Raw genomic sequence first — 20745 nt, forward strand, 5'->3', positions numbered from 1 at the left:
GGTGCGCGGGCCGGGGACTCCGTCGATCCGTTCGAATCTTCGAAGTACAGTGCGGGGGCGCGTCGGCCGCCGTGGGGCCGCGCGCGGCCCCCGACCCCGACGAAAGGCGCCCCGCCGTGATGCCACTGTGGTCACGAGCCCAGCAGCAGGACTTCCGCAGCCGGGTCCGCGGCTGCCTGCTCGGCGGTGCCATCGGTGACGCGCTCGGCGCCGGCGTCGAGTTCGAGCCGCTGGAGAAGATCCGGGCCCAGCACGGCCCGCAGGGCGTCACCGGCTACCTCCCCGCCTACGGGCGCACCGGCGCGATAACCGACGACACCCAGCTCAGCCTGTTCACCGTGGACGGCCTGATCCGCGCCCACATCCGGCGCGACACCGGCAGCTGGCACCCGCCCACCGACCTCCACCTCGCCTACCTGCGCTGGGCCGCCACCCAGCGCGACTGGGGCCCGGACGAGCGCCGCCCCGACCTCGGCTGGCTCGGCCGGGAGGAATGGCTGTACGCCCAGCGCGCCCCCGGCCAGGGCTGCCTGACCGGCCTCACCGGCCCGGACGGCGAGCGGCTCGGCACCCTGGACCAGCCCAAGAACCCGCACTCCAAGGGCTGCGGCACGGTGGTGCGGGCGGCGCCGTTCGGGCTGCTCACCACCTGGGAGCCGGGCCTGGTGTTCCAACTCGCGGTGGAGTGCTCGGTGCTCACCCACGGCCACCCCACCGGCTACCTCGCGGCGGGCGCGCTCGCGGTGATCGTCCAGGCGGTCGCCCGCGGCGGCACCCTGGAGGAGGGCGTCCACCTGGCGCTGGCCCTGCTCTCCGAGCGGCAGGCGCACGAGGAGACCACCGCCGCCCTGCGGGCCGCGCTGGACGCGGTGCGGGCCGGCGAGCCGTCCGCCGAGCGGGTCGAGGCGCTGGGGGAGGGCTGGGTCGCCGAGGAGGCGCTGGCCATCGCGGTCTACTGCGCGCTGGTCGCGCACGACGTCCGCTCGGGCCTGCTGCTCGCCGTCAACCACTCCGGCGACAGCGACTCCACCGGCGCGATCTGCGGCAACCTGCTCGGGGTGCTGCACGGCGACACCGCGCTGCCGCCCGGCCTGGTGGCCGGGCTGGAGGGGCGCGGGGCGATCCTCGAACTCGCCGACGACTTCGCCCTGGAGCTGATGCACGGCACCGAACTGCACGACCGGCACAGCCCGGAGGGCGCCGACTGGGCCGTCCGCTACCCGGTGGCGCACTGAGCGTCCCGGAGTCTCGCTGTCCCGGCGTCCCGGAGTCCCGGAGTCTTGGCGTCCCGGCGCCGGAGGACCGGGCCCGGAACGGCAGTTGCCCGTCGCGCCGACCGCCGCACGGGGCGACGGACAGTGCTACGGGCAACCGGGCCGAGCACGGATCCGGTCGGATCAGACCTCGCCGAAGGACCCCGCCGCCGCGGCCGACGCGAACGCGTTCCAGGCCTCGGTGGAGAAGCGCAACTGCGGTCCGAGCGGATCCTTGGAGTCCCGGACCGCGACCGCTCCCGCGGCCGGTCCGGCGATCTCCACGCAGGCGCCCTGGCCTCCGCTGTGACTGCTCTTGCGCCAGTGGGCTCCGTGCTCGGCGGGGGTGCTCATTCGTGGTATCCCTTTTCGATGTCGGCTATCAGCGACCGGCTCTCCGCGACACCGAGCGCGGCCGCTCTCAGGTAGTCGTACAGACCGGTATAGCGGCGCACATCGGCCTCCTTCTCCAGGTAGAGATCGCTCGTCACACCTTCGAAGTAGACAACCGTGGAATCGGCTGACTCCGGGAACTCCAGCAGGGAGAATGTCCCGGTCATGCCGGGATGGGCCCCGTGCGAGAACGGGATCACCTGGATGGTGATGTTCGGACGCAGACTCAGCTCCAGCATCTGCCGCAGCTGCTTGGCCATGATCTCCCGGCTGCCGACCTCGCGCCGCAGCGCCGCCTCGTCTATGACGGTCCACAGGCTGCCGAGCTGGTTCTCGCCGTGTACCCGCTCCTGGCGCTTCATCCGCACCTGCACCCGGCGCTGCACCGCGTTCGCGTCGGTGTCCGGCTGGGTGCCCTCGACCACCGCCTGGGCGTACTGCTCGGTCTGCAGCAGACCGGGGATGAAGGAGGACTCGTACGCGCGGATCGAGGAGGCCTCCGCCTCCAGGCCGATGTAGACGCTGTACGGGGTCGGCATGTCGTTGAAGTCGTGCCACCAGCCGCGCTGCCGGGACTCCTTGGCCATCTCCATCAGGCTGTTGCGCATCTGGTCGTCGGCCACGTTGTACACGTCGCAGAGGTCACGCACGTCGCGCTGGCTGATGCTGCGGCGGCCGTTCTCCAGCCGGCTGATCTTCGACTGGGAGACCATCAGCCGACCGGCCACCTCCTCCGCCGTCATCCCCAGGCCCTCGCGGAGTTTGCGCAGCTCGGAGCCGAGCCGTCGGCGGCGCACGGTGGGATTGATGTTCGCGGACACGTCGACCTCCGGCCGAACCTCTGGTGATCGTTGGAACGGCAGTCCTCGGAACACTTCGGACATTGGGACCAACCCCCCTGACTTGGAGCAGCATGTCACCTTGGGCCAGGTCGGCGCCGGGGAATCACAGCAGCGCGGTAGAACAGATCGTCGGAAAAGCGCGTCCGTGAGACGGCGGAAGCCCCCAGGTGGTAATGCGGCTCGGCGACTCGAACCGGTCGTTGCGGCCGACCCCGCGACCGGCCGGGACGGACCTCGGCGGCGGCGTGCGGGAACGGCAGAGGGGCGGTCGCCGGGCGACTTGCGTCGCGGGGCGACCGCCCCTCGGTGCTGCTCGTGGTGCCGGTGCTGCTCTTGCTGCGGGTACTGCTCGTGGTACCGGTGCTGCGGGTGCTGCCCGTGCCGTCGGACCGCCGGGCTCAGCGCACCCCGACCCGGGGGGCGGAGACCCGCCCGCCCGAAGCCCGGCCCGCCGCACGGGCGCCGGAACGACCGGAAACGGCCCCGGAACCCTGGGAAGAACGGTTCTGCTGGGCCGGCAGGCCGTTCTGCACGTCCATCACCGCGTGCGCGACCATCCCGCCCAGCGGGTCGTACCGGATCAGATCGCGCAGCCGCGACCGCGAGGACCGGCCCTCGTTACCCGGATACAGGTGCTTGCCCAGACCCACCGAGTGGGCGAGGGCCGCGAGCGCGGCCGTCCGCGGGTCCGGCGGCACGCCGGTGCGGATCGCGGTGTCCAGCCGCTGCTTGATCGCGGCGTTGGTGCAGTCGTCGGACGCCTGGTACCGGATCGTCGGCAGCACCCCGCACACCTGCCCGGGCACGGCCGTGACCATGCCGCAGCGTTCCAGGTGCGCCAGGTAGGTCTGCCGCAGCCCCAGCCGGGGCCCGCCGATCCAGTGCGCCGCGCGGACCGGACTGCCGCGTCGGCGAAGCAGTTCCAGTGCGTGGTCGAGCGTCGGGTCGCCCGTCGGCCGTGCGAGCACGACGGCGATCCGGTCGCCCTCCGGTACGATCCGTCCGGCCAGGGACAGCTCGACGAGCTGCGCCCCGGCGAGTCCGAGGTCGAGGGTCTGCGGCTGCGCCGTGGTACCCGTGGTCGGGTCCAAAGCGAGCAGCAAGAGTTCCTCGGGAACAGTTCTGCGGCTCTTGCCCATCCAAGCCTCCCCGCGTGGATGAGAGACAGGGTGACGCCTCTCACACGGGCTTGTCGAGTACGCCTCCGAATCGTGACCTTGCGGTGAAGGCGCGGAACCGGCGGCCACAGGCCCGGCGTCTGACCCTTGAACACACCGCATTGCGGCCGTGCGGCGGCAATAAGCGCCGGTCGGGCGGGGTGTGCGCGGCCGGATCGGCCATCGGTGGCGGAGACTGTACAGGTACACGGGGCGGGGCGTCGGCTTCCCGAAATCGGGTTCGCCGGTGCCCCGCCGGGCGTTGAGGAGGCTGGGATACGTGGGCGAGTCCCCCGACAGGGTGCTGAGGGACGGCGAGCGAGAGCAGGACCGCGAGCGCGAACGGACCGGTGCGGTGACTGCCGGGGCGTCAGCCGCGGCCGCCGGCACCGGGGAGGCCGTGGAGGTCCCGACGGAGGTCCCCGCGAAGGCCTCCGCCGAGGCTCCGGCGGACGGTGCCGACGCGGTGCCCGCCGCTGACGCCGACTCCGCCGGCGCGGCCGTCGATGCGGACGCTGCCGCCGGCGCCGAGGGCGACACCGACGCGCCGAAGACGGGCGCCAAGGGCGGCTCGACCGTACAGCTCCGTGTCCGGGATGTGGACAGCCGGACGACGATGCTGCGCCTGCCGGTGGACAGCAGGACCACCGCGCTGCGCCTGCCGGAGGAACTGCTGAAGCCCGCGGACGAGGACGGTTCCGACAGCGGGGCGGCGGATCGGACGGAGGAGCCGAAGGCCGACGGGACGAAGGCGGACGGGACGAAGGAGGCCGCCGAGCGGCCGTCCGTCGCCGACCCCCGTCTCGCCATGCGGACGGCAGCCGTGGCGGCGGAGGTCGCCGGCGAGGGCATCGTCGAGGGCGCCGAGAAGGCTGCGGACAAGGCCGGGAACAAGGCCGCGGAGAACGCCGGGGACAAGGCCGGGAACAAGGCCGGGGACAAGGCGGCGGGGAAGACCGACGCCGCCGCCGACGAGGCCGACACCGAGGCGGAGGAGACGGCCGAGAAGCCCGCCGCGCCCGAGAAGGACGCCCCCGCCGGTTCCTCGCCGACCCTCCTGCTGACCAAGCCGGGTCAGGCCGAGAAGCTGGAGAAGCCCAAGCCGCTGCGCACGCCCGCGGCCCCGACGGTCGGCACCGTGCCCGAGCCCCCGGAGCCGGCCCCCGTCCCGGAGCCGACGCCCGAGCCCCTCCCCGAACCCGAACCGACCCCGGTCCCGACCCCGCTCCCGGCCCCCAAGCCGACGCCGACCCCCGCGCCGACGCCGCTGCCCGAGCCCGACCCGCGGCCGCTGCCGCCCACCCCGCCACTGCCCGGCCCCGAGCCGCTGCCCTCCCCGCAGCCGATGCTCCCGCCGGAGAACACGGCCGAGGCGATGGAGGTCCTGGCGACCCTCAACGCCCGCCCGGTCTCGCCGCTGCGGCGCGCGCTCAAGCGGATCACCATCTGGACGGTGTTCCTGGCCGTGGTGCTCGGCGCGGTGGTGGTGGCGCAGCTGCTGCGCCCGCTGCCGGACCCGAAGCTGCGGATGACGGCCTCGTCCGGCTTCAGCTTCTCCGGGGACCAGCTCGACCTGGCCTGGCCGACCAAGGGCCAGTCGGCCGCCGAGGTGGTCGGCGTCGGCACCCTCGGCAGCTCCGGTCAGGAGACGCCGGCCTCGATCGCCAGCGTCACCAAGGTGATGAACGCCTACCTGATCCTGCAGAAGTACCCGCTGAAGAAGGGGGAGAGCGGCCCGAAGATCGTCGTCGACAAGCAGGCCGCGCAGGAGTCCGGCAACGCCGACGAGTCCCGGGTGACGCTCACCGAGAACCAGGTGCTCAGCGAGTACCAGGCGCTGGAACTGCTGATGCTGCCGTCCGCCAACAACGTGGCCCGGCTGCTCGCCCGCTTCCACTCCGGCTCCGAGGAGGCGTTCGTCAAGGAGATGAACGACACCGCGGCCAAGTTCGGCATGACCAACACCACGTACGCCGACCCGGCGGGCTTCAACGCGGACACCAAGTCCACCGCCAAGGACCAGTTGAAGCTGGCCGAGCAGGTCATGCAGGACGACATCTTCCGGCAGATCGTCGCCACCCCGGACACCACCCTCAACGGCGTGAAGATCTCCAACACCAACAACCTGATCAACCCGAAGACCGGCGTCATCGGCGTCAAGACCGGCTCCAGCACCCCGGCCGGCGGCTGCCTGATGTGGGCCGCGTACAAGGACATCGGCGGCACCAAGCGACTGATCCTCGGTGTCACCCTGGGCCAGCAGGCCACCTCGCCCAACCCGGGCGACGGCATCCTGCCGACCGTGCTCAAGGTCAGCGGCAAGCAGATCCAGGCCGCCCAGAACGGGCTGACCGGTCAGACCGTGGTGAAGAAGGGCGACGTCGTCGGGGCCGTGGACGACGGGCTCGGCGGCAAGGTCCCGGTCGTCGCGACCAAGGACCTCGTGGTGGCCGGCTTCCCGGGCATCACCGGCACGATCACCCTCGCCCCGGGCGCGGTCGGCCACACCATGGCGGCGGGCCAGGAGATCGGCACGCTGCGGGTGGGTGACAGCAAGACCGAGGTGCCGGTGGCCCTCCAGTCCGACCTGAACCCGCCGTCCATCCAGTCGCGCCTGCTGCGCCTGCTCTGACCCTCCTTCCGTCCTTTCCCCTTTCCGCTTCCTCTCGCTTTCTCCGAACCTCGAAGGGGGAGCCGGTCCGCCCGGCTCCCCCTTCGCCGTTCGCCGGCCCCGCCGGGGCCCGTGCCACGGTCCGCCACCCCTGGCCGACGCCCGATCCGGTACGCTGTGAACGGCCTGGTCACCGACCGGCCATGCCTCAGTAGCTCAGGGGATAGAGCACGGCTCTCCTAAAGCCGGTGTCGCAGGTTCGAATCCTGCCTGGGGCACAACGGAATCGCAGCTCACAGGCCCTCCTCCCGCCCGGGACGGAGGGCCTGTGGCGTTCCCGCCGCCCTACGCGGTCGCGCCCGGCCTCCGGACCGTCAACTGCGCCCGGACCGTGGCCCGTCGGCCCCGGGGTCGTCCAACTCGGCGTCCTCCGGCGGCTCGTCGACCCGGGGCGGCCGGACCGACGGCACGATGACCCGCTGAACCCGGGGCCTGGTACGCCAGTTGACCCGGCGTACGTCCCGGGCCAGGGCGCCGGGCCGCCAGATCTCGATCACGGCCGTCACGACGCCCACGACGGCGCCGGCGGCCAGCCAGCCCGCCAGCACGTCGCTGGGCCAGTGCACCCCGAGGGCGATCCTGGTCCAGCCGATGGCCAGCATCGTCACCGCGGCCACCGCACATGCGGCGATCCGGCCGCGCCGGTCGACCCGGTACCAGACCAGGCCGACCAGGACGGCGCAGGTGATCGCGGAGGCCATGGCGTGCCCGGAGGGGAAGGCCGGGCCGTCGGCGTGCGAGACCGGGTCGGAGAAGGCGGGCCGCTGCCGGTCGACGGCCAGCTTGAGCGCCCACTGGGCGCCCCAGCCGACCAGGGCCTGGGCGGCCACCCAGCCGGCCAGCACCCGGGCGCCGATCAGCAGGAGCCAGGCGGCCGCGAGGCCGAGGAGGACACGCATCGTGACGGGACCGCCGATGTCGGAGAGGGTCTGCACCGCGGCGGTCCAGGCCCGGTGTTCCCGTGCGTAGAGGTGGAACTCGCTGATCCAGTCCTGGTCGAGCTCGTGCAGAGGGTGCCAGTGGCCCGTCACCAGCAGCGCCAGGAGGCCGAACAGCGCGGCACAGCCCAGCGCGAGCGACGCGTCCCGGAGGAGACGGCGCTGACGCACGGTGACGGGGGTCGTGCTGTTGGTCAGGTGCATGCCTGACACCTTCCCAGCGGCCTGTGCCGATCCGGAGCTGGGGTGATAGCGATTCGGCATCTTTTGTGCGGAGGACCTGCGTGCGCCGGGGGGTGGGCGCGGGCGGAAAACGGGGGCGCGCGGGAACGTACGCGATCGTTCGCCTGTTCAACGAGTAGGCGGCGGCCGGGTGTGCGGCCGGTGAAGGAACGCCGAGGAAAGAGCCGCAGGGTCGGTCATGGAATCGGTCGTTCGCGGGCACCCGAGGTGCCCGAGCGGTCACCGAGCGTCCAGAACCCGGGTGAAAACCGGCAGGATACTGCATCGCGGGGAAGAATCTGAACGACTTGGGAATGTTGTCCGGAATCTGTTCGTTGGATCGTTACGTGTGAGCCCCCCGGGGCCCGCACTTCTTGCCCTCTCGGGCAGGCAGGCAGACCTCGGCAACACCAGCAAAGGGAGCAAGCATGGCCACCCGTGCCGTCGTTCGCGACAGGGCCGACCGGACTCGCGCGGCCCGCCCGACCAACCTTGAGGCCGACCGCGACCTGGTCGGTATGTACCTCGACGAGATCGCCAGGACGCCCCTGCTCGATGCCGCCGAGGAGGTCGAGCTCTCGCTACGGATCGAGGCCGGTGTGTACGCCCAGCACCTGCTGGAGGAGAGTGAGCTCCCCGACGGCCAACTCCCCGACGGCGTCACGCGCGAGGAGCTGGAGGCGATAGCCGCCGACGCCGAGCGCGCCAAGGACGTCTTCATCCGCTCGAACCTCCGCCTGGTGGTGGCGGTCGCCCGCCGCTACCCGCGCAGCGGTCTGCCCCTGCTGGACCTCATCCAGGAGGGCAACGCGGGCCTGGTGCGCGCCGTCGAGAAGTTCGACTACGCCAAGGGTTTCAAGTTCTCCACCTACGCGACCTGGTGGATCCGGCAGGCGATCACCCGCTCGATCGCCGACCAGTCCCGCACCATCCGGCTGCCCGTGCACCTGGTCGAGGAGCTCGGCCGGATCCGGCGGGTGCAGCGGGAGAAGTCCAAGGAGCTGGGCCGCGAGGCCGAGCCCGCCGAGATCGCGGCCGAGCTGGACACCACCGAGGCCCGGATCAAGGACGTGCTGGACTGGGCCCGGGACCCGGTCAGCCTCAACATGTCGGTCGACGACGAGGGTGAGACCCAGTTCGGCGACCTGGTGGAGGACACCGGGGCGACGTCCCCCGAGGACGCCGTGATGGTCATGCTCCGGCGCGAGGAACTGGACGGCCTGATCGGCCGGCTGGACGACCGCACCGCCTCGATCATCCGCTCCCGCTACGGCATGGAGGACGGCCGCGAGCGCACCCTCACCGAGGTGGGCAAGCAGCACGGTCTCACCCGTGAGCGGATCCGGCAGATCGAGAAGCACGCGCTCGCCGAGCTGAAGAAGATCGCCGACCACGCGGGCTTCGAAGCGGCCTGACGTCCGACGGCCTACGGCTGAGGTCGGCTCCCCGGGCCCGGTTGCGGAGTGCTCTGCAACCGGGCCCGAAGCGCGTCACCGGGAGCCCCGCGAGGCTTCTAGGCTGGAAGGACAGGGCGGACCGTGAGCAGGGGAGTGGACAAGGTGAACGAGCAGGAACGCGAGCAGGCGCACGAACCGGGGCGCGGCCAGGGGCAGGGCCAGGAACAGGACCAGCACCAGGACCGGGCGCGGGGCGCGGGGGGGACCCCCGCCCCTCCCTCCCCCTCCCCCTCCCCCTCCCCCTCCCTCCCTCCCTCCTCCTCCACCCCAACCCCGGCCTCCACCCCTTCCACCACCACCTCCACCTCCACCTCCACCTCCGCCGCGGCCAAGGCCCGGCTGCTCTTCCGCGACCCGCTGGACCAGCAGTCCCGGGACGACACCGACGCCGGCTGGGGCGACCGCCCCGGGGCTGGGGAGAGCGGTGGGCGGGGGCTGGACTGGTACCTGAGTCAGCGCCCGCCGCACCACGGGGACTAGAAGGACCGGGAATCCCGCGAATCCCGGGGAACAGCGGGCGCCGGTGGGCCCTGCCCGGCGCGTCGCGGTTCTCGGTCAGCAGGTGGACCTCCTCGGCCTCGGCTCACGGATGATCCTCCGGGGGGCCGGACGGACAACCGGGGCGCCCCGCCGCGCCCCCCGAGGGTGGCGGCAGTCCGGCTCGCGCCGGCCCCGTGGCGAGCGCCGCGGCCACCGCGAGCAGCACCAGCGCGGGCACTCCCGCCCGTCGCCGGACGGCCCGGCGCCAGCGGTGCCACCCGCCGCAGCCGCGCCGGATCGGCGGGAAGCTCGGCACCTCCCGCCGTGGCGGCACGGTCGGCGCGGGCAGTGGAACGGACAGGCTCACGGTCGTCATCGGGATGCACCTCCGGACTCGGCCGGGTCGGCTGGATCCGGCCCGGTGATCCGTACGATGCGCCTTTCCGGCGCGGTCGGAAAGCGCGTTCCCATAGCCTGTGGAAAACCTCGCCCCTGTGGACAACTTCGTACACTCACGCGAGTGAGGGCGACCATCGGAAGTTGACGGAAGCGCGCGAAAAGGCCCGCCGCCCCCGCACGAAGCGGGGCCGACGGGCCTTCCCGAAGTTTCGGCAACCCCCGGAGAGTCCGGGAGCCGAGATCAGCTGGCGGCCGGAGCCGGGCTGCTGGAGGAGCTCGACGAGCTCGACGAACCGGCAGAGCTCGAAGAACCGGACGAGCCCGAACCCGAACCCGAGGTCGACGACGAGGTCGACGACGTCGAGGAGCCGACGGACGAACCCGCGCCCACCGAGCTGCTGGAGGACGAGCGGCTGTCGGTCCGGTAGAAGCCCGAGCCCTTGAACACGACGCCCACGGCCGAGAAGACCTTGCGGAGCCGTCCCTGGCAGTCGGGGCACGTGGTCAGCGCCTCGTCGGTGAACTTCTGCACCGCCTCCAGGCCGTTGCCGCACTCGGTGCACTGGTACTGGTACGTGGGCACTTGTCTTCCTCCTGGCACTCTCGCCTGATGAGTGCTAACGATGGTCAATGATGCGGTATTCCGTTGGATCAGTCCAGCGAATCCGGTGTGAGATGAGCCGGTACCGCGTCACCGCCCACCACCGGTTCAGCCCTTGGCCGCGCCGACGAGCTCCGCCGCGTTGCCGAGCTCGGCCGAGGAGGCCACCACGCGTCCCGGTCCGCCCGGGGCCGCCAGCAGGTGCCGCAGCGACACCAGGGCGATCAGCCCCAGCCCGGCGCCGACGGCCGGCACCAGGAACCCGACCGAGGGCCCGTGGCCGTCGAGCAGCTTGCCCGCCGCCATCGAGCCGAGTGCCAGTCCCAGTCCGATCGCGCCGGTCAGCCAGGTGAAGGCCTCCGTCTTGGCGCCGTCCGCGACCAGGGTCTCGACCAGGGTGTAGCCGCTGATCAGGGTGGGGGCGATGGCCAGGCCGCAGATCAGCCCGGCGACGGTCAGCGCGACCAGGTTGGGCATCGCCCACAGCATCGAGCAGCCGAGCACCAGCATCGTGTAGCTGATGACCATCCGCTGCTGGACCGGACGCCGCCAGGCGATCACGCCGTACAGCACGCCGGCCAGCATCGAGCCGCCCGCGAAGATCCCGTACACCGTGCCGCCGGAGTCGTGCTGCCCCACCGAGTCCGCGAAGGCGTTGACCGACACCTGCATGCCGCCGAACACCGCGCCGACCCCGAGGAAGGCCCCGACCAGCAGCCGGACGCCGGGCGAGGCCAGTGCCGAGACGCGCTTCACGCCGGGCTCCGGGAGGATCCGGGCCGGGGCGCTGCGCCGCTGGGCCGCGAAGGCCAGACCGCCGACCAGGGTCAGCGAGGCCTCGACGACCAACGCGACCGCCGGGCTGGCGAGGGCGGCGATGTTGGCGGCCAGGATCGGGCCGACCACGAAGGTGAACTCGTCCGTCACGGACTCGAAGGCGAACGCGGTGCTCACCTTGGCCCCGGCGGCGGGCGAGGCGCCCTCGCCGGTGAAGGTGGAGACCCAGCGGGCCCGGACCATCGCGCCGACCTGCGGCACGCTCGCCCCGGCGGGGACGGCGGCCAGGTAGACGCTCCAGGCCGGCGCGTGGCCGAGCGCCAGCGTGATCAGCAGGGCGACCGAGGCGGCGTGCACCAGCACGGTCGGGACCAGCACCGAGGCCTGGCCGTACCGGTCGGCCAGCCGTCCGGTCTGCGGCCCGATCAGGGCCTGGGCGACGGCGGCGACGGCGACGGCCGTACCGGCGGTGCCGTACGAGCCGGTGGTCTGGGTGACGAGCAGCAGGATGCCCATGCTGAGCATCGCGTAGGGCAGTCGCGCGACCAGGGCGGGGGACAGGAACGTCCAGGCGCCGGGGGTGCGCAGCAGTTCGCCGTACCCGACCCTGGCGGGCGCCTCGGCGGCGGTGTCGCCGGTGTCGGTCGCGGCGGACCGAAGAGTGCCCTGAGCGGTGTCCTGGGCGGTGGACTGCGCGGTGTCCGGGGCGGATTCCGCGGCGATCTCGACCGTTCGGCGGGCCGTCACGGTCGGTCCTTCCTGCTGCCTGGTAGCGCGGCAGGGCATGGTGTGGCCCCGACGGCGCCGAGAGTCGTCCTCTCGCGCGTCGACCGGGGTAGATACCGGGTCGGCCGGGCCTGGTGGGCCGGGAGCCGGACCGCGGCCGCCGAGCGGTCGCGCCAACTCTGCGTCAGGCAGATGCTGGGGGTGGTCTAGCGGTGGTCATACGACGTAGTCGCACCAGCATACAGTTACGCGCGTAGATCCCGCCAGACCACCCAGGCTTTCCCGCGTCACACCGGCCCGGGCGGGCCGGGGCGGACCGGGGCGGCTGCCCCGGCCCCCATCCCGCCCGGGCACTCACCGTCCGTTCAGCCACCCCGCCAGCTTGCCGCCCTTGTCCACGGCCCGCAGTCGCCGCTCCGTCGCCTCGCCGACCTCGTCCGTGGTGACCACCAGCAGCTCGTCCCCGCCGCGCAGCATGGTCGCCTTGTCCGGCACGAAGGAGTTGCCCTCCCGGACGACCAGGGTGACGGCGGCCCCCTTGGGCAGCCGCAGTTCGCTGATCTCCACGCCCGACATCCGCGAGGTCGGCGAGAGTGCGACCGACAGCAGGTGCCCGTGCAGCTTCTCCAGCGGCGCGGACTCGATGTCGAGGTCCTGGCCCATCGCGCCCTCGCCGATCCGCAGCCGCTTGGCCATCCACGGCAGGGTCGGGCCCTGGAGCAGGGTGAAGACGACGACCAGGATGAAGACGATGTTGAACACGTCCTCGGCCTTGTGGGCGCCGGAGACCACCGGGATGGTGGCCAGCACGATGGGCACCGCCCCGCGCAGCCCGGCCCAGCTCAGCAGTGCCTGTTCGCGGCCGGGCACCTTGAACGGGGTCAGGGTGAGGATCACCGACAGCGGTCGGGCGACGAAGACCAGCACCGCGCCGACCACCAGCGCGGGGACGACCGCGTCGCCCATGCTCTCCGGCGCGGCCAGCAGTCCGAGCAGCACGAACATGCCGATCTGCCCTATCCAGGCCAGTCCGTCGGCGAAGCCGCGCACGGCGGGTCCGTGCGGCAGCTTGGAGTTCCCGAGGATCACCGCGCTGATGTAGACGGCGAGGAAGCCGGAGCCGTGCAGCAGCGCGCCGCCGGCGTAGGCGAGCACGGTGAGCGCCACCACGGCGATCGGGTAGAGGCCGGAGGAGGGCAGTGCGACGTGCTTGACCGCGTAGGCGCCGAGCTTGCCGACGGCGAGGCCGACCGCCGCGCCGATCGCCAGTTCGGCGGCGATCGTGCCGAGCAGCACGTACCAGGAGTCCAGTTCGCCGGTGGAGGCGAAGGCGACGACCAGGATGACCACGGGCGCGTCGTTGAAGCCGGACTCGGCCTCCAGCAGGCCGGTCAGCCGGTGCGGCAGCGGGACCATCCGCAGCACCGAGAAGACGGCCGCCGCGTCGGTGGAGGAGACGATCGCGCCGAGCAGCAGCGAGGTCCGCCAGTCGAGGTCGACCAGCCAGTGGGCGCCGGCCGCGGTGACGAAGACGCTGATCCCGACGCCGACGGTGGCCAGCACGGTGGCCGCCGGCATGGCCGGTTTGACCTCGCGCCAGCTGGTCTTGAGGCCGCCCTCGGCCAGGATCACCACGAGTGCCGCGTAGCCCAGCACCTGGGTCAGCTCGGCGTTGTTGAAGGTGACGCCGATCCCGTTCTGGCCCAGCGCCACGCCGATCCCGAGGTAGATCAGCAGACTGGGCAGTCCTGATCGGGTCGAGAACCGGACGGCGACCACCGCGAAGAGCAGGATCACGGAGGCTTCGAGCAGGAGCTGGTTCAGGTGGTCGACGTTCACGCAGTGGCACCTCGGGCAGGCATGGGCGGGCGGGGTGTCAGGTGGTGCTGGGGGCGTTCCGTTGGTACAGGGAGGACTCCGTCGGGCGTCGGCCCGCTAAGAAGTCGTCAATGCTCCTGTTGCGGATCGTTACTCAGTCTAACATTTTGCCATACCTTTAGCTTCGCCCCAGCTCGGTCCCCCGTTCACGGCGGTGCGCCGACTCGGCCTAATGTGGTGCCCTGTCCCGGTCCCAGGCCCCGGACACGCCCGCCCGCCCCGAAGTCAGGACCGCAAGGACCCAGATGCCCCGCTCGAAGAAGTTCCGGCGCGCCCGTCTGATCGTGATCGTGCTGGTCGTGCTGCTGGTGGCCGGCGTCGGCTACGGCGGCTACCGCGGGGTCACCGCGGTCCGCGCGTCCTTCCCGGAGGTCGACGGCACGGTCAAGGTGGCGGGCATGAGCGCGCCGGTCGACGTCAAGCGCGACGCCAACGGCATTCCGCAGCTGTACGCGGACACCAACGAGGACCTGTTCCGCGCCCAGGGCTACGTCCAGGCCCAGGACCGGTTCTGGGAGATGGACGTCCGCCGGCACATCACGGCCGGCCGGCTGTCCGAGATGTTCGGCGACAGCCAGGTCGACACCGACTCCTTCATCCGCACGATGGGCTGGCGCCAGGTGGCGCAGAAGGAGTACGACACCAAGCTCTCGCCGGACACCAAGAAGAACCTCCAGGCCTACGCGGACGGCGTGAACGCCTGGCTGTCCGAGCACCCCGGCGGTGAGAAGGCCTCGCTGGAGTACGCCCTGCTGGGCGCCGTCAACAGCGGCTACCAGCCCGAGCAGTGGACCCCGGTCGACTCGGTGGCCTGGCTCAAGGCGATGGCCTGGAACCTCTCCGGGAACCTCCAGGAGGAGATCGACCGCTCGCTGCTCGCCCAGGACTTCGGCCCGGACAAGATCGCCGAGCTCTACCCGGACTACCCGTACGCCCGCAACGGCACGATCGTGAAGACCGGCACCGTCGGCGGCGACACCTACCGCCCGGCCGACGGCTCGCCGCAGCCCGGCGCCGCCCCCGGCACCGGCGGCACCGCCCAGGGCGCGGCCACCACCAAGGCCCTGCTGCAGGGCCTCACCGACCGGATCGACGCGATGCCGCAGCTGCTCGGCCGCCCCGGTCAGGGCATCGGTTCCAACTCCTGGGTGGTCGCGGGCTCGCACACCACCACCGGCAAGCCGCTGCTGGCCAACGACCCGCACCTCGGCCCCGGCCTGCCCTCGGTCTGGTACCAGATGGGCCTGCACTGCCGGACCACCTCGCCGGCCTGCCAGTACGACGTCTCCGGCTTCACCTTCGCCGGGATGCCCGGCGTGATAATCGGCCACAACAAGGACATCGCCTGGGGCTTCACCAACCTGGGCGCCGACGTCACCGACCTCTACCTGGAGAAGGTCACCGGCCCGGACACCTACCAGGTGGACGGCAAGGACGTGAAGTTCGACCTCCGCAAGGAGACCGTCAAGGTCGCCGGCGGCGAGGACCGCACCATCACCGTCCGCACCACCCAGACCGGCGCCCCGCTGATCTCCGACGTGAGCACCGAGCAGCAGAACGTCGGCAAGTACGCCCCCAACGGCACCTCCGCCCCCGACCGCGGCACCGGCGGCTACGGCGTCGCCCTGCAGTGGACGGCGCTCAGCCCGGGCCGGACCATGGACGCCGTCTTCGAACTGGACCGGGCCCGCAACTGGGACGACTTCCGTGGCGCCGCCAAGGACTTCGCGGTCCCCGCGCAGAACCTGATCTACGCCGACGCCAAGAACATCGGCTACCAGGCCCCCGGCGTCATCCCGGTGCGCGGCAAGGGCGACGGCTCCATGCCCGCCCCGGGCTGGGACTCCTCGTACCAGTGGAAGCCGGACCCGGTCCCGTTCACCGCGCTGCCGTACAGCTTCAACCCGACGGTCGGCTACATCGTCACCGCCAACCAGGCCGTGGTGGACCCGAGCTACAAGTACACCCTCACCAAGGACTGGGAGTACGGCACCCGGGCCAAGGAGATCACCGACCAGATCGACGGCCTGCTCAAGAACAACGGCAAGATCTCGCCGGACGACATGCAGACCCTGCAGCTGGACAACACCAGCATCATGGCCAAGACGCTGGTCCCGCTGCTGCTCAAGCAGCAGATCGACGACCCGTACGTACGCCAGGCGCAGGACCTGCTGAAGGACTGGAACTTCCACCAGGACGCCGACTCGGCGGCCGCCGCCTACTACAACGGCGTCTGGCGCAACCTGCTCAGCCTCGCCTTCGGCCAGAAGTTCCCGGCCGACATCCGGGCCAAGGACAACTGCCTGCTGGTGCGCCAGCAGGACGACCCGACCAAGCCGGACAGCTCCAGCCGGATCGTCAACCAGTGCGGCACCCGTGACCCGTCCAAGGCCCAGCCGGACGGCGGCGACCGCTGGACCGAGGTCGTGCGCCAGCAGCTGGACAAGCCCGACAGCTCGTGGTGGACGTACATCGACTCCCAGCACAAGGAGCAGAAGGGCCTGGACAACCTGCTCAAGGAGGCGATGAAGAACGCCCGGCAGGACCTGACCTCGCTGCTCGGCAAGGACATCTCCACCTGGAGCTGGGGCCGCCTGCACAAGCTGGAGCTGCGCGAGCAGACCATGGGCACCGACAACTCCTCGATCGCCTCCGGCGTCGTCCACAAGCTGCTCAACCGCGGCCCGTACCGCCTCTCCGGCGGTTCGGCGGCGGTCGACGCGGCGGGCTGGAACGCGGCGGCCGGCTACCAGGTGGACTGGATCCCGTCGATGCGGATGGTGGTCGACCTGAACGACCTGGACTCCTCGCGCTGGATCAACGTCGGCGGCGCCTCCGGCCACGCCTTCCACACCAACTACAACGACCAGACCGACCTCTGGCTCAAGGGCAAGCTGCTGACCTGGGCCTTCACCCCGGACGCGGTGGAGAAGGCGACCAAGCACAAGCTGGTGCTCACCGGGAGCTGACACCCGTACGACACTCCGAGCGGCCCCGCCGTCCCCCGAGGACGGCGGGGCCGTCCGGCTATCCGAGCGCCCGCACCCCCGAGGGCGTCACCACCAGGTCCACCGGCCGGTCGTGCGACTCGGCCGGCACCCGCTCCAGCAGCTCGTGGTCGTACAGCAGCACGGCCAGCACCGGCCGCACCCCGGCCCGCGCCAGCCGGGCCAGCACCCGGTCGTAACTGCCGCCGCCGCGGCCCAGCCGGAGCCCGGCCCGGTCCACCGCCAGGCCCGGCAGCAGCACCACCGAGGCCCCCGTGACGGCCTCCGGCCCGAGCCGGGGCCCGACCGGCTCCAGCAGCCCGCGCCCGGCCGGGGCCAGCGTCGCGGGGCCCGCGTACTCGGCCCAGTCCAGGTCGTTGTCGGGCAGCAGCACCGGCAGCAGCACCCGCACGCCGCCGTCCAGCAGCGCGTCCAGTAGCGGCCGGGTGCCCGGCTCCGCGCCCACCGAGACGTACGCGGCCACCGTGCTGCCGGGCGGGGCCAGCTCCCAGGCGTGCCCGGCCAGCGCGTCGGTGGCGGCCGCGCGCCCCTCGGCGGTGAGCGCGCGGCGCTCCGTCAACAGCCGTGTCCTCAGCTCGCTCTTCTCGTTGTGCACCGGATCCTCCGCGTCCGAAAGCCGTTCGGAAAGTCGTTCCGAACACCTGCCAACCGTGACGCGCAGAGCCTGACACGCGAAAGGGCGCCCCGATTGTCCACCCCGTTGCTGGTCCAGGCCCTGGCCGCGCTGAGCGCCCCCGCGCTGGCCGGCGCCACCGTGCTCGGACTGCGGTTGCGCCGGGAGCGGGCCGGGGCGGCCGCCGACCGGGACCGGCTGACCGGGCGGGTCGCCGAGCTGGAGGAGCGCTGCGCCGAGCTGGAGCGGACCGCCTCCTGCGACCCGCTCACCGGGGTCTGGAACTACCGTCACCTGCAGCTCACCCTGGACCGGGAGATCGAGCGGGCCCGTCGCGCCGAGCACACCGACCACGCCGAGGGCCCCCGCCCACTGGCCGTGCTGCTGCTGGCGATCGCCGGCTTCGAGGCGGTCACCGCCGAGCACGGCCGCGCCCGCGGCAACGCGATACTGCGCGACCTCGCCCAGCGGCTGGCGATGGAGATCCGCCGGGCCGACACCCTGGGCCGGTACGGCGGCGAGGAGTTCCTGGTGGTGCTGCCGGACACCGGCGCCGAGGGGGCCGCGCAGGTCGCCGAGCGGCTGGTCTGGTCGGTCCGCCGACACCTGCTGCTGGACTGGTCCTCCGGCACCCGGGCCCCCCGCCCGCCCTCGGGCAACGGCCTGACCGCCGCGGTCGGCGTCGCCGTGCTGCCCGAGGACGGCACCCACGCGGCCGTCCTGCTGCGCTCCGCCGACGCCGCGCTGGCCGCCGCGCGCGCGGCCGGCGGCGACTGCTGGCGGATCGCGCCGCGTCCGGGACGGCCCGCGGCCGGGCCCCGCGAGCAGCCCGGTTCCGCTCCGGAGCAGGCGACGACTGCTGAAGGTGACCGTTCGGAAAAGCCGGGTAGTCTGTCGGCCTGTACCGGAGGGGACTCCCTGGCCCAACCGGTCGCTTCCCATACGCCCGCCATCGTGGCCGTGCCGCGCGACGTGCTGTCCTAGCCGTCCGACCGTGCGCGGCCGGGCGAAAACGTGCCTGAGTAAGGTAAACGCATGACGACGACCCCCTCCCGTATTCCGGTGACCAAGGCCGTGGTGCCCGCGGCCGGACTGGGCACCCGCTTCCTCCCGGCGACCAAGGCAACCCCGAAGGAGATGCTGCCCGTCGTCGACAAGCCGGCCATCCAGTACGTCGTCGAGGAGGCCTCCGCCGCGGGCCTGTCCGACATACTGATGGTCACCGGCCGCAACAAGCGCGCGCTGGAGGACCACTTCGACCGCGCCTACGAGCTGGAGGAGCTGCTCGTCCGCAAGGGCGACGAGGACCGCCTGCGCCGGGTCCGCGAGTCCGTCGAGCTGGCCAACATGCACTACGTCCGCCAGGGCGACCCGAAGGGCCTCGGCCACGCCGTCTCCGTCGCGGAGCAGCACGTCGCCGGCCAGCCGTTCGCCGTCCTGCTCGGCGACGACCTGATCGACCCGCGCGACCCGCTGCTCGCCCGCATGATCGAGGTGCAGCAGGAGCTCGGCGGCTCGGTCGTCGCCCTCATGGAGGTCGACCCCTCCCAGATCCACCTCTACGGCTGCGCCGCCGTCAAGGCGAACGGCTTCGGCGACGACGTCTTCCAGGTGACCGACCTGGTCGAGAAGCCCGAGCCGGGCGAGGCCCCCTCCAACTACGCGGTCATCGGCCGCTACGTCCTCGACCCGCTGGTCTTCGACGTGCTGCGCGAGACCCCGCCCGGCCGCGGTGGCGAGATCCAGCTCACCGACGCCCTGCGCGAGCTGACCACCCGCGAGGCCGAGACCGGCGGCCAGGTGCACGGCGTGCTGTTCAAGGGCCGCCGCTACGACACCGGCGACCGCGCCGACTACCTGCGCGCTATCGTCCGACTGGCCGCCGAGCGCGAGGACCTGGGCCCGGAGTTCCGCTCCTGGCTGCGGGAGTTCGTCGGCTCCGAGCTGCAGGACTGATCCCAGACACAGAGAGCGAGCCGCCGATGACCGGGTCCACGGAGCACAGCACCACCCCCGCAGCCTGCTGCGACGGGTCCGCGGACCGGGCACCGGCGGCTCCTCGTTTCTGGACGGTGGACGAGCACCGCGCCGACGTGCTGGCCGCGGTCGGCCCGCTGCCCGCGATCGAGCTCCAGCTGCTCGACGCCCAGGGCTGCCGGCTGGAGGAGGACGTGGTCGCCGACGGCGACCTGCCGCCCTTCGACAACAGCTCGATGGACGGCTACGCGGTCCGCACGGCCGACACCGAGGGCGCCACCGACACCTACCCGTCGGTGCTCGGCGTGGTCGGCGACATCGCCGCCGGCGCCGACGAGCTGCCGAAGGTCGGCCCCGGCCAGGCCGCCCGGATCATGACCGGCGCCCCGCTGCCGCCCGGCGCCCAGGCGGTCGCCCCGGTCGAGTGGACCGACGGCGGGACCGGCACCGGGACGGCCGCGGCCGCGATGGGCGCGCCGGTGGCCGACGAGGAGGTCCGGGTGCTGCGCCCGGTCGCCGAGGGCGCGCACATCCGCCGCCGCGGCAGCGACGTCGCGGCCGGTACCCGGGTGCTGGAGGCCGGCACCCGGCTCGGCCCCACCCAGCTCGGCCTGCTCGCGGCGATCGGCCGGGCCACCGTGAAGGTCCGCCCGCGCCCCCGGGTGGTGGTGCTCTCCACCGGCAGCGAGCTGGTCCAGCCCGGCGAGCCGGTCGGGCCGGGGCAGATCGCCGACTCCAACAGCTTCACCCTCACCGCGGCCGCCCAGGAGGCCGGCGCCATCGCCTACCGGGTCGGCGCCGTCCCCGACGACGCCGACCGGCTGCGCGCCGTCCTGGAGGACCAGCTCGGCCGGGCCGACCTGATCGTCACCAGCGGCGGGGTCAGCGTCGGGGCGTACGACGTGGTCAAGGAGGTCTTCGAGTCCTACGGGGGAGTGGACTTCCGCCGGCTGCGGATGCAGCCCGGCAAGCCGCAGGGCTTCGGCCGGATCGGCGGCCCGTCCGGGGTGCCGCTGCTCGCCCTGCCGGGCAACCCGGTGAGCGCGTACATCTCCTTCGAGCTCTTCGTCCGCCCGGTGATCCGCACCATGCTGGGCGCGGCCGAGGTGCACCGCCCGGTGGTGCGCGCGCTCTGCCCGGCCGAGCTGCGCTCCCCGGCCGGCCGCCGGCAGTTCCTGCGCGGCCGCTACTCGGCGGCGGACGGCACCGTCGAGCCGGTCGGCGGCGCCGACTCCCACCTGGTCGGGGCGCTGGCCCGGGCGAACTGCCTGATCACCGTCCCCGAGGAGGTCACCGGCCTGCCGGCCGGCAGCGAGGTCGACGTCGTCCTGCTGGACGCCTGAGCGTCGGCCG

General features: G+C 72.5%; 16 protein-coding genes and 1 tRNA gene. 9 read left to right on the plus strand and 8 right to left on the minus strand.

Annotated features, from left to right (window positions below; genetic code table 11):
* The first annotated feature begins 119 nt into the window (after window positions 1-119).
* The gene (locus ACIP4P_RS38785; protein ID WP_400927475.1) at window positions 120-1235 is read left to right on the plus strand and encodes an ADP-ribosylglycohydrolase family protein; all 1116 of its coding nucleotides are present in this window, start codon (window positions 120-122) and stop codon (window positions 1233-1235) included.
* 162 nt (window positions 1236-1397) lie between these two features.
* On the opposite strand, the gene ACIP4P_RS38790 is transcribed toward ACIP4P_RS38785, so the two are convergent.
* From ACIP4P_RS38790 to ACIP4P_RS38800, 3 genes are all read right to left on the minus strand, one after another.
* Window positions 1398-1607 carry a DUF397 domain-containing protein gene (locus ACIP4P_RS38790; protein ID WP_350515411.1) on the minus strand — a complete coding sequence of 70 codons (210 nt, stop codon included), beginning with the start codon at window positions 1605-1607 and terminating at the stop codon, window positions 1398-1400.
* Window positions 1604-2467 carry a helix-turn-helix transcriptional regulator gene (locus tag ACIP4P_RS38795; RefSeq protein ID WP_350515410.1) on the minus strand — a complete coding sequence of 288 codons (864 nt, stop codon included), beginning with the start codon at window positions 2465-2467 and terminating at the stop codon, window positions 1604-1606. Before ACIP4P_RS38795 ends, ACIP4P_RS38790 begins: the two co-directional genes overlap by 4 nt.
* Before the next feature lie 419 nt (window positions 2468-2886).
* Window positions 2887-3627 (minus strand): GPP34 family phosphoprotein, encoded by a 741-nt coding sequence (locus ACIP4P_RS38800; protein ID WP_400927319.1) that lies wholly within the window; start codon window positions 3625-3627, stop codon window positions 2887-2889.
* 298 nt (window positions 3628-3925) lie between these two features.
* Here ACIP4P_RS38800 and ACIP4P_RS38805 point away from each other — a divergent pair, with 298 nt between their 5' ends.
* Together ACIP4P_RS38805 and ACIP4P_RS38810 are read left to right on the plus strand one after the other, a co-directional pair.
* Window positions 3926-6277, plus strand: coding sequence for a D-alanyl-D-alanine carboxypeptidase (locus tag ACIP4P_RS38805; protein ID WP_400927321.1), 2352 nt, complete (start codon window positions 3926-3928; stop codon window positions 6275-6277).
* A gap of 184 nt (window positions 6278-6461) precedes the next feature.
* Window positions 6462-6534: transfer RNA gene (locus ACIP4P_RS38810), tRNA-Arg, on the plus strand.
* A 96-nt stretch (window positions 6535-6630) separates the two neighbouring features.
* Here ACIP4P_RS38810 and ACIP4P_RS38815 read toward each other — a convergent pair.
* Window positions 6631-7458 (minus strand): phosphatase PAP2 family protein, encoded by an 828-nt coding sequence (locus tag ACIP4P_RS38815; RefSeq protein WP_400927324.1) that lies wholly within the window; start codon window positions 7456-7458, stop codon window positions 6631-6633.
* Window positions 7459-7904: 446 nt separating this feature from the next.
* Between ACIP4P_RS38815 and ACIP4P_RS38820 the strand changes: the two genes are divergently transcribed.
* Window positions 7905-8891 carry a sigma-70 family RNA polymerase sigma factor gene (locus ACIP4P_RS38820; RefSeq protein WP_350515391.1) on the plus strand — a complete coding sequence of 329 codons (987 nt, stop codon included), beginning with the start codon at window positions 7905-7907 and terminating at the stop codon, window positions 8889-8891.
* A gap of 123 nt (window positions 8892-9014) precedes the next feature.
* Window positions 9015-9413, plus strand: a complete 399-nt coding sequence (locus ACIP4P_RS38825) for a hypothetical protein (protein WP_400927327.1) — start codon at window positions 9015-9017, stop codon at window positions 9411-9413.
* A 640-nt stretch (window positions 9414-10053) separates the two neighbouring features.
* Here the strand turns inward: ACIP4P_RS38825 and ACIP4P_RS38830 are convergent.
* From ACIP4P_RS38830 to ACIP4P_RS38840, 3 genes are all read right to left on the minus strand, one after another.
* Window positions 10054-10395 carry an FmdB family zinc ribbon protein gene (locus tag ACIP4P_RS38830; RefSeq protein WP_400927330.1) on the minus strand — a complete coding sequence of 114 codons (342 nt, stop codon included), beginning with the start codon at window positions 10393-10395 and terminating at the stop codon, window positions 10054-10056.
* 126 nt (window positions 10396-10521) lie between these two features.
* Window positions 10522-11781 carry an MFS transporter gene (locus tag ACIP4P_RS38835; protein ID WP_400927478.1) on the minus strand — a complete coding sequence of 420 codons (1260 nt, stop codon included), beginning with the start codon at window positions 11779-11781 and terminating at the stop codon, window positions 10522-10524.
* 489 nt (window positions 11782-12270) lie between these two features.
* Window positions 12271-13755: a potassium/proton antiporter gene (locus ACIP4P_RS38840; protein ID WP_350515387.1), complete on the minus strand. Its 1485-nt coding sequence runs from the start codon at window positions 13753-13755 to the stop codon at window positions 12271-12273.
* A 284-nt stretch (window positions 13756-14039) separates the two neighbouring features.
* On the opposite strand from ACIP4P_RS38840, the gene ACIP4P_RS38845 reads away from it, so the two are divergent.
* Complete coding sequence (locus ACIP4P_RS38845) at window positions 14040-16763, plus strand: penicillin acylase family protein (RefSeq protein WP_400927334.1); 2724 nt, start codon at window positions 14040-14042, stop codon at window positions 16761-16763.
* A 58-nt stretch (window positions 16764-16821) separates the two neighbouring features.
* Here the strand turns inward: ACIP4P_RS38845 and ACIP4P_RS38850 are convergent, their stop codons facing one another.
* Complete coding sequence (locus ACIP4P_RS38850; RefSeq protein ID WP_400927337.1) at window positions 16822-17397, minus strand: 5-formyltetrahydrofolate cyclo-ligase; 576 nt, start codon at window positions 17395-17397, stop codon at window positions 16822-16824.
* 93 nt (window positions 17398-17490) lie between these two features.
* Between ACIP4P_RS38850 and ACIP4P_RS38855 the strand changes: the two genes are divergently transcribed.
* The 3 genes from ACIP4P_RS38855 to glp are packed head-to-tail and all read left to right on the plus strand — an operon-like array spanning window position 17491 to window position 20735.
* Window positions 17491-18399, plus strand: coding sequence for a diguanylate cyclase domain-containing protein (locus ACIP4P_RS38855; protein ID WP_400927340.1), 909 nt, complete (start codon window positions 17491-17493; stop codon window positions 18397-18399).
* A gap of 51 nt (window positions 18400-18450) precedes the next feature.
* Window positions 18451-19371: a UTP--glucose-1-phosphate uridylyltransferase GalU gene (gene galU / locus ACIP4P_RS38860; protein ID WP_350515383.1), complete on the plus strand. Its 921-nt coding sequence runs from the start codon at window positions 18451-18453 to the stop codon at window positions 19369-19371.
* A gap of 26 nt (window positions 19372-19397) precedes the next feature.
* Window positions 19398-20735, plus strand: coding sequence for a gephyrin-like molybdotransferase Glp (gene glp / locus ACIP4P_RS38865; RefSeq protein WP_400927344.1), 1338 nt, complete (start codon window positions 19398-19400; stop codon window positions 20733-20735).
* The last annotated feature ends 10 nt before the right edge of the window (window positions 20736-20745 follow it).

Origin of the sequence: Kitasatospora sp. NPDC089509 (assembly GCF_044749365.1) — a bacterium.
Taxonomy (GTDB): Bacteria; Actinomycetota; Actinomycetes; order Streptomycetales; family Streptomycetaceae; genus Kitasatospora.

Bases quoted from the DNA above. Each gene is read 5' to 3' on its own strand.
- ACIP4P_RS38785 (WP_400927475.1), top strand. From the start codon at position 120: ATGCCACTGTGGTCACGAGCCCAGCAGCAGGACTTCCGCAGCCGGGTC.
- ACIP4P_RS38800 (WP_400927319.1), bottom strand. From the start codon at position 3,627: ATGGGCAAGAGCCGCAGAACTGTTCCCGAGGAACTCTTGCTGCTCGCT.
- ACIP4P_RS38820 (WP_350515391.1), top strand. From the start codon at position 7,905: ATGGCCACCCGTGCCGTCGTTCGCGACAGGGCCGACCGGACTCGCGCG.
- glp (WP_400927344.1), top strand. From the start codon at position 19,398: ATGACCGGGTCCACGGAGCACAGCACCACCCCCGCAGCCTGCTGCGAC.
- galU (WP_350515383.1), top strand. From the start codon at position 18,451: ATGACGACGACCCCCTCCCGTATTCCGGTGACCAAGGCCGTGGTGCCC.
- ACIP4P_RS38815 (WP_400927324.1), bottom strand. From the start codon at position 7,458: ATGCACCTGACCAACAGCACGACCCCCGTCACCGTGCGTCAGCGCCGT.
- ACIP4P_RS38790 (WP_350515411.1), bottom strand. From the start codon at position 1,607: ATGAGCACCCCCGCCGAGCACGGAGCCCACTGGCGCAAGAGCAGTCAC.
- ACIP4P_RS38845 (WP_400927334.1), top strand. From the start codon at position 14,040: ATGCCCCGCTCGAAGAAGTTCCGGCGCGCCCGTCTGATCGTGATCGTG.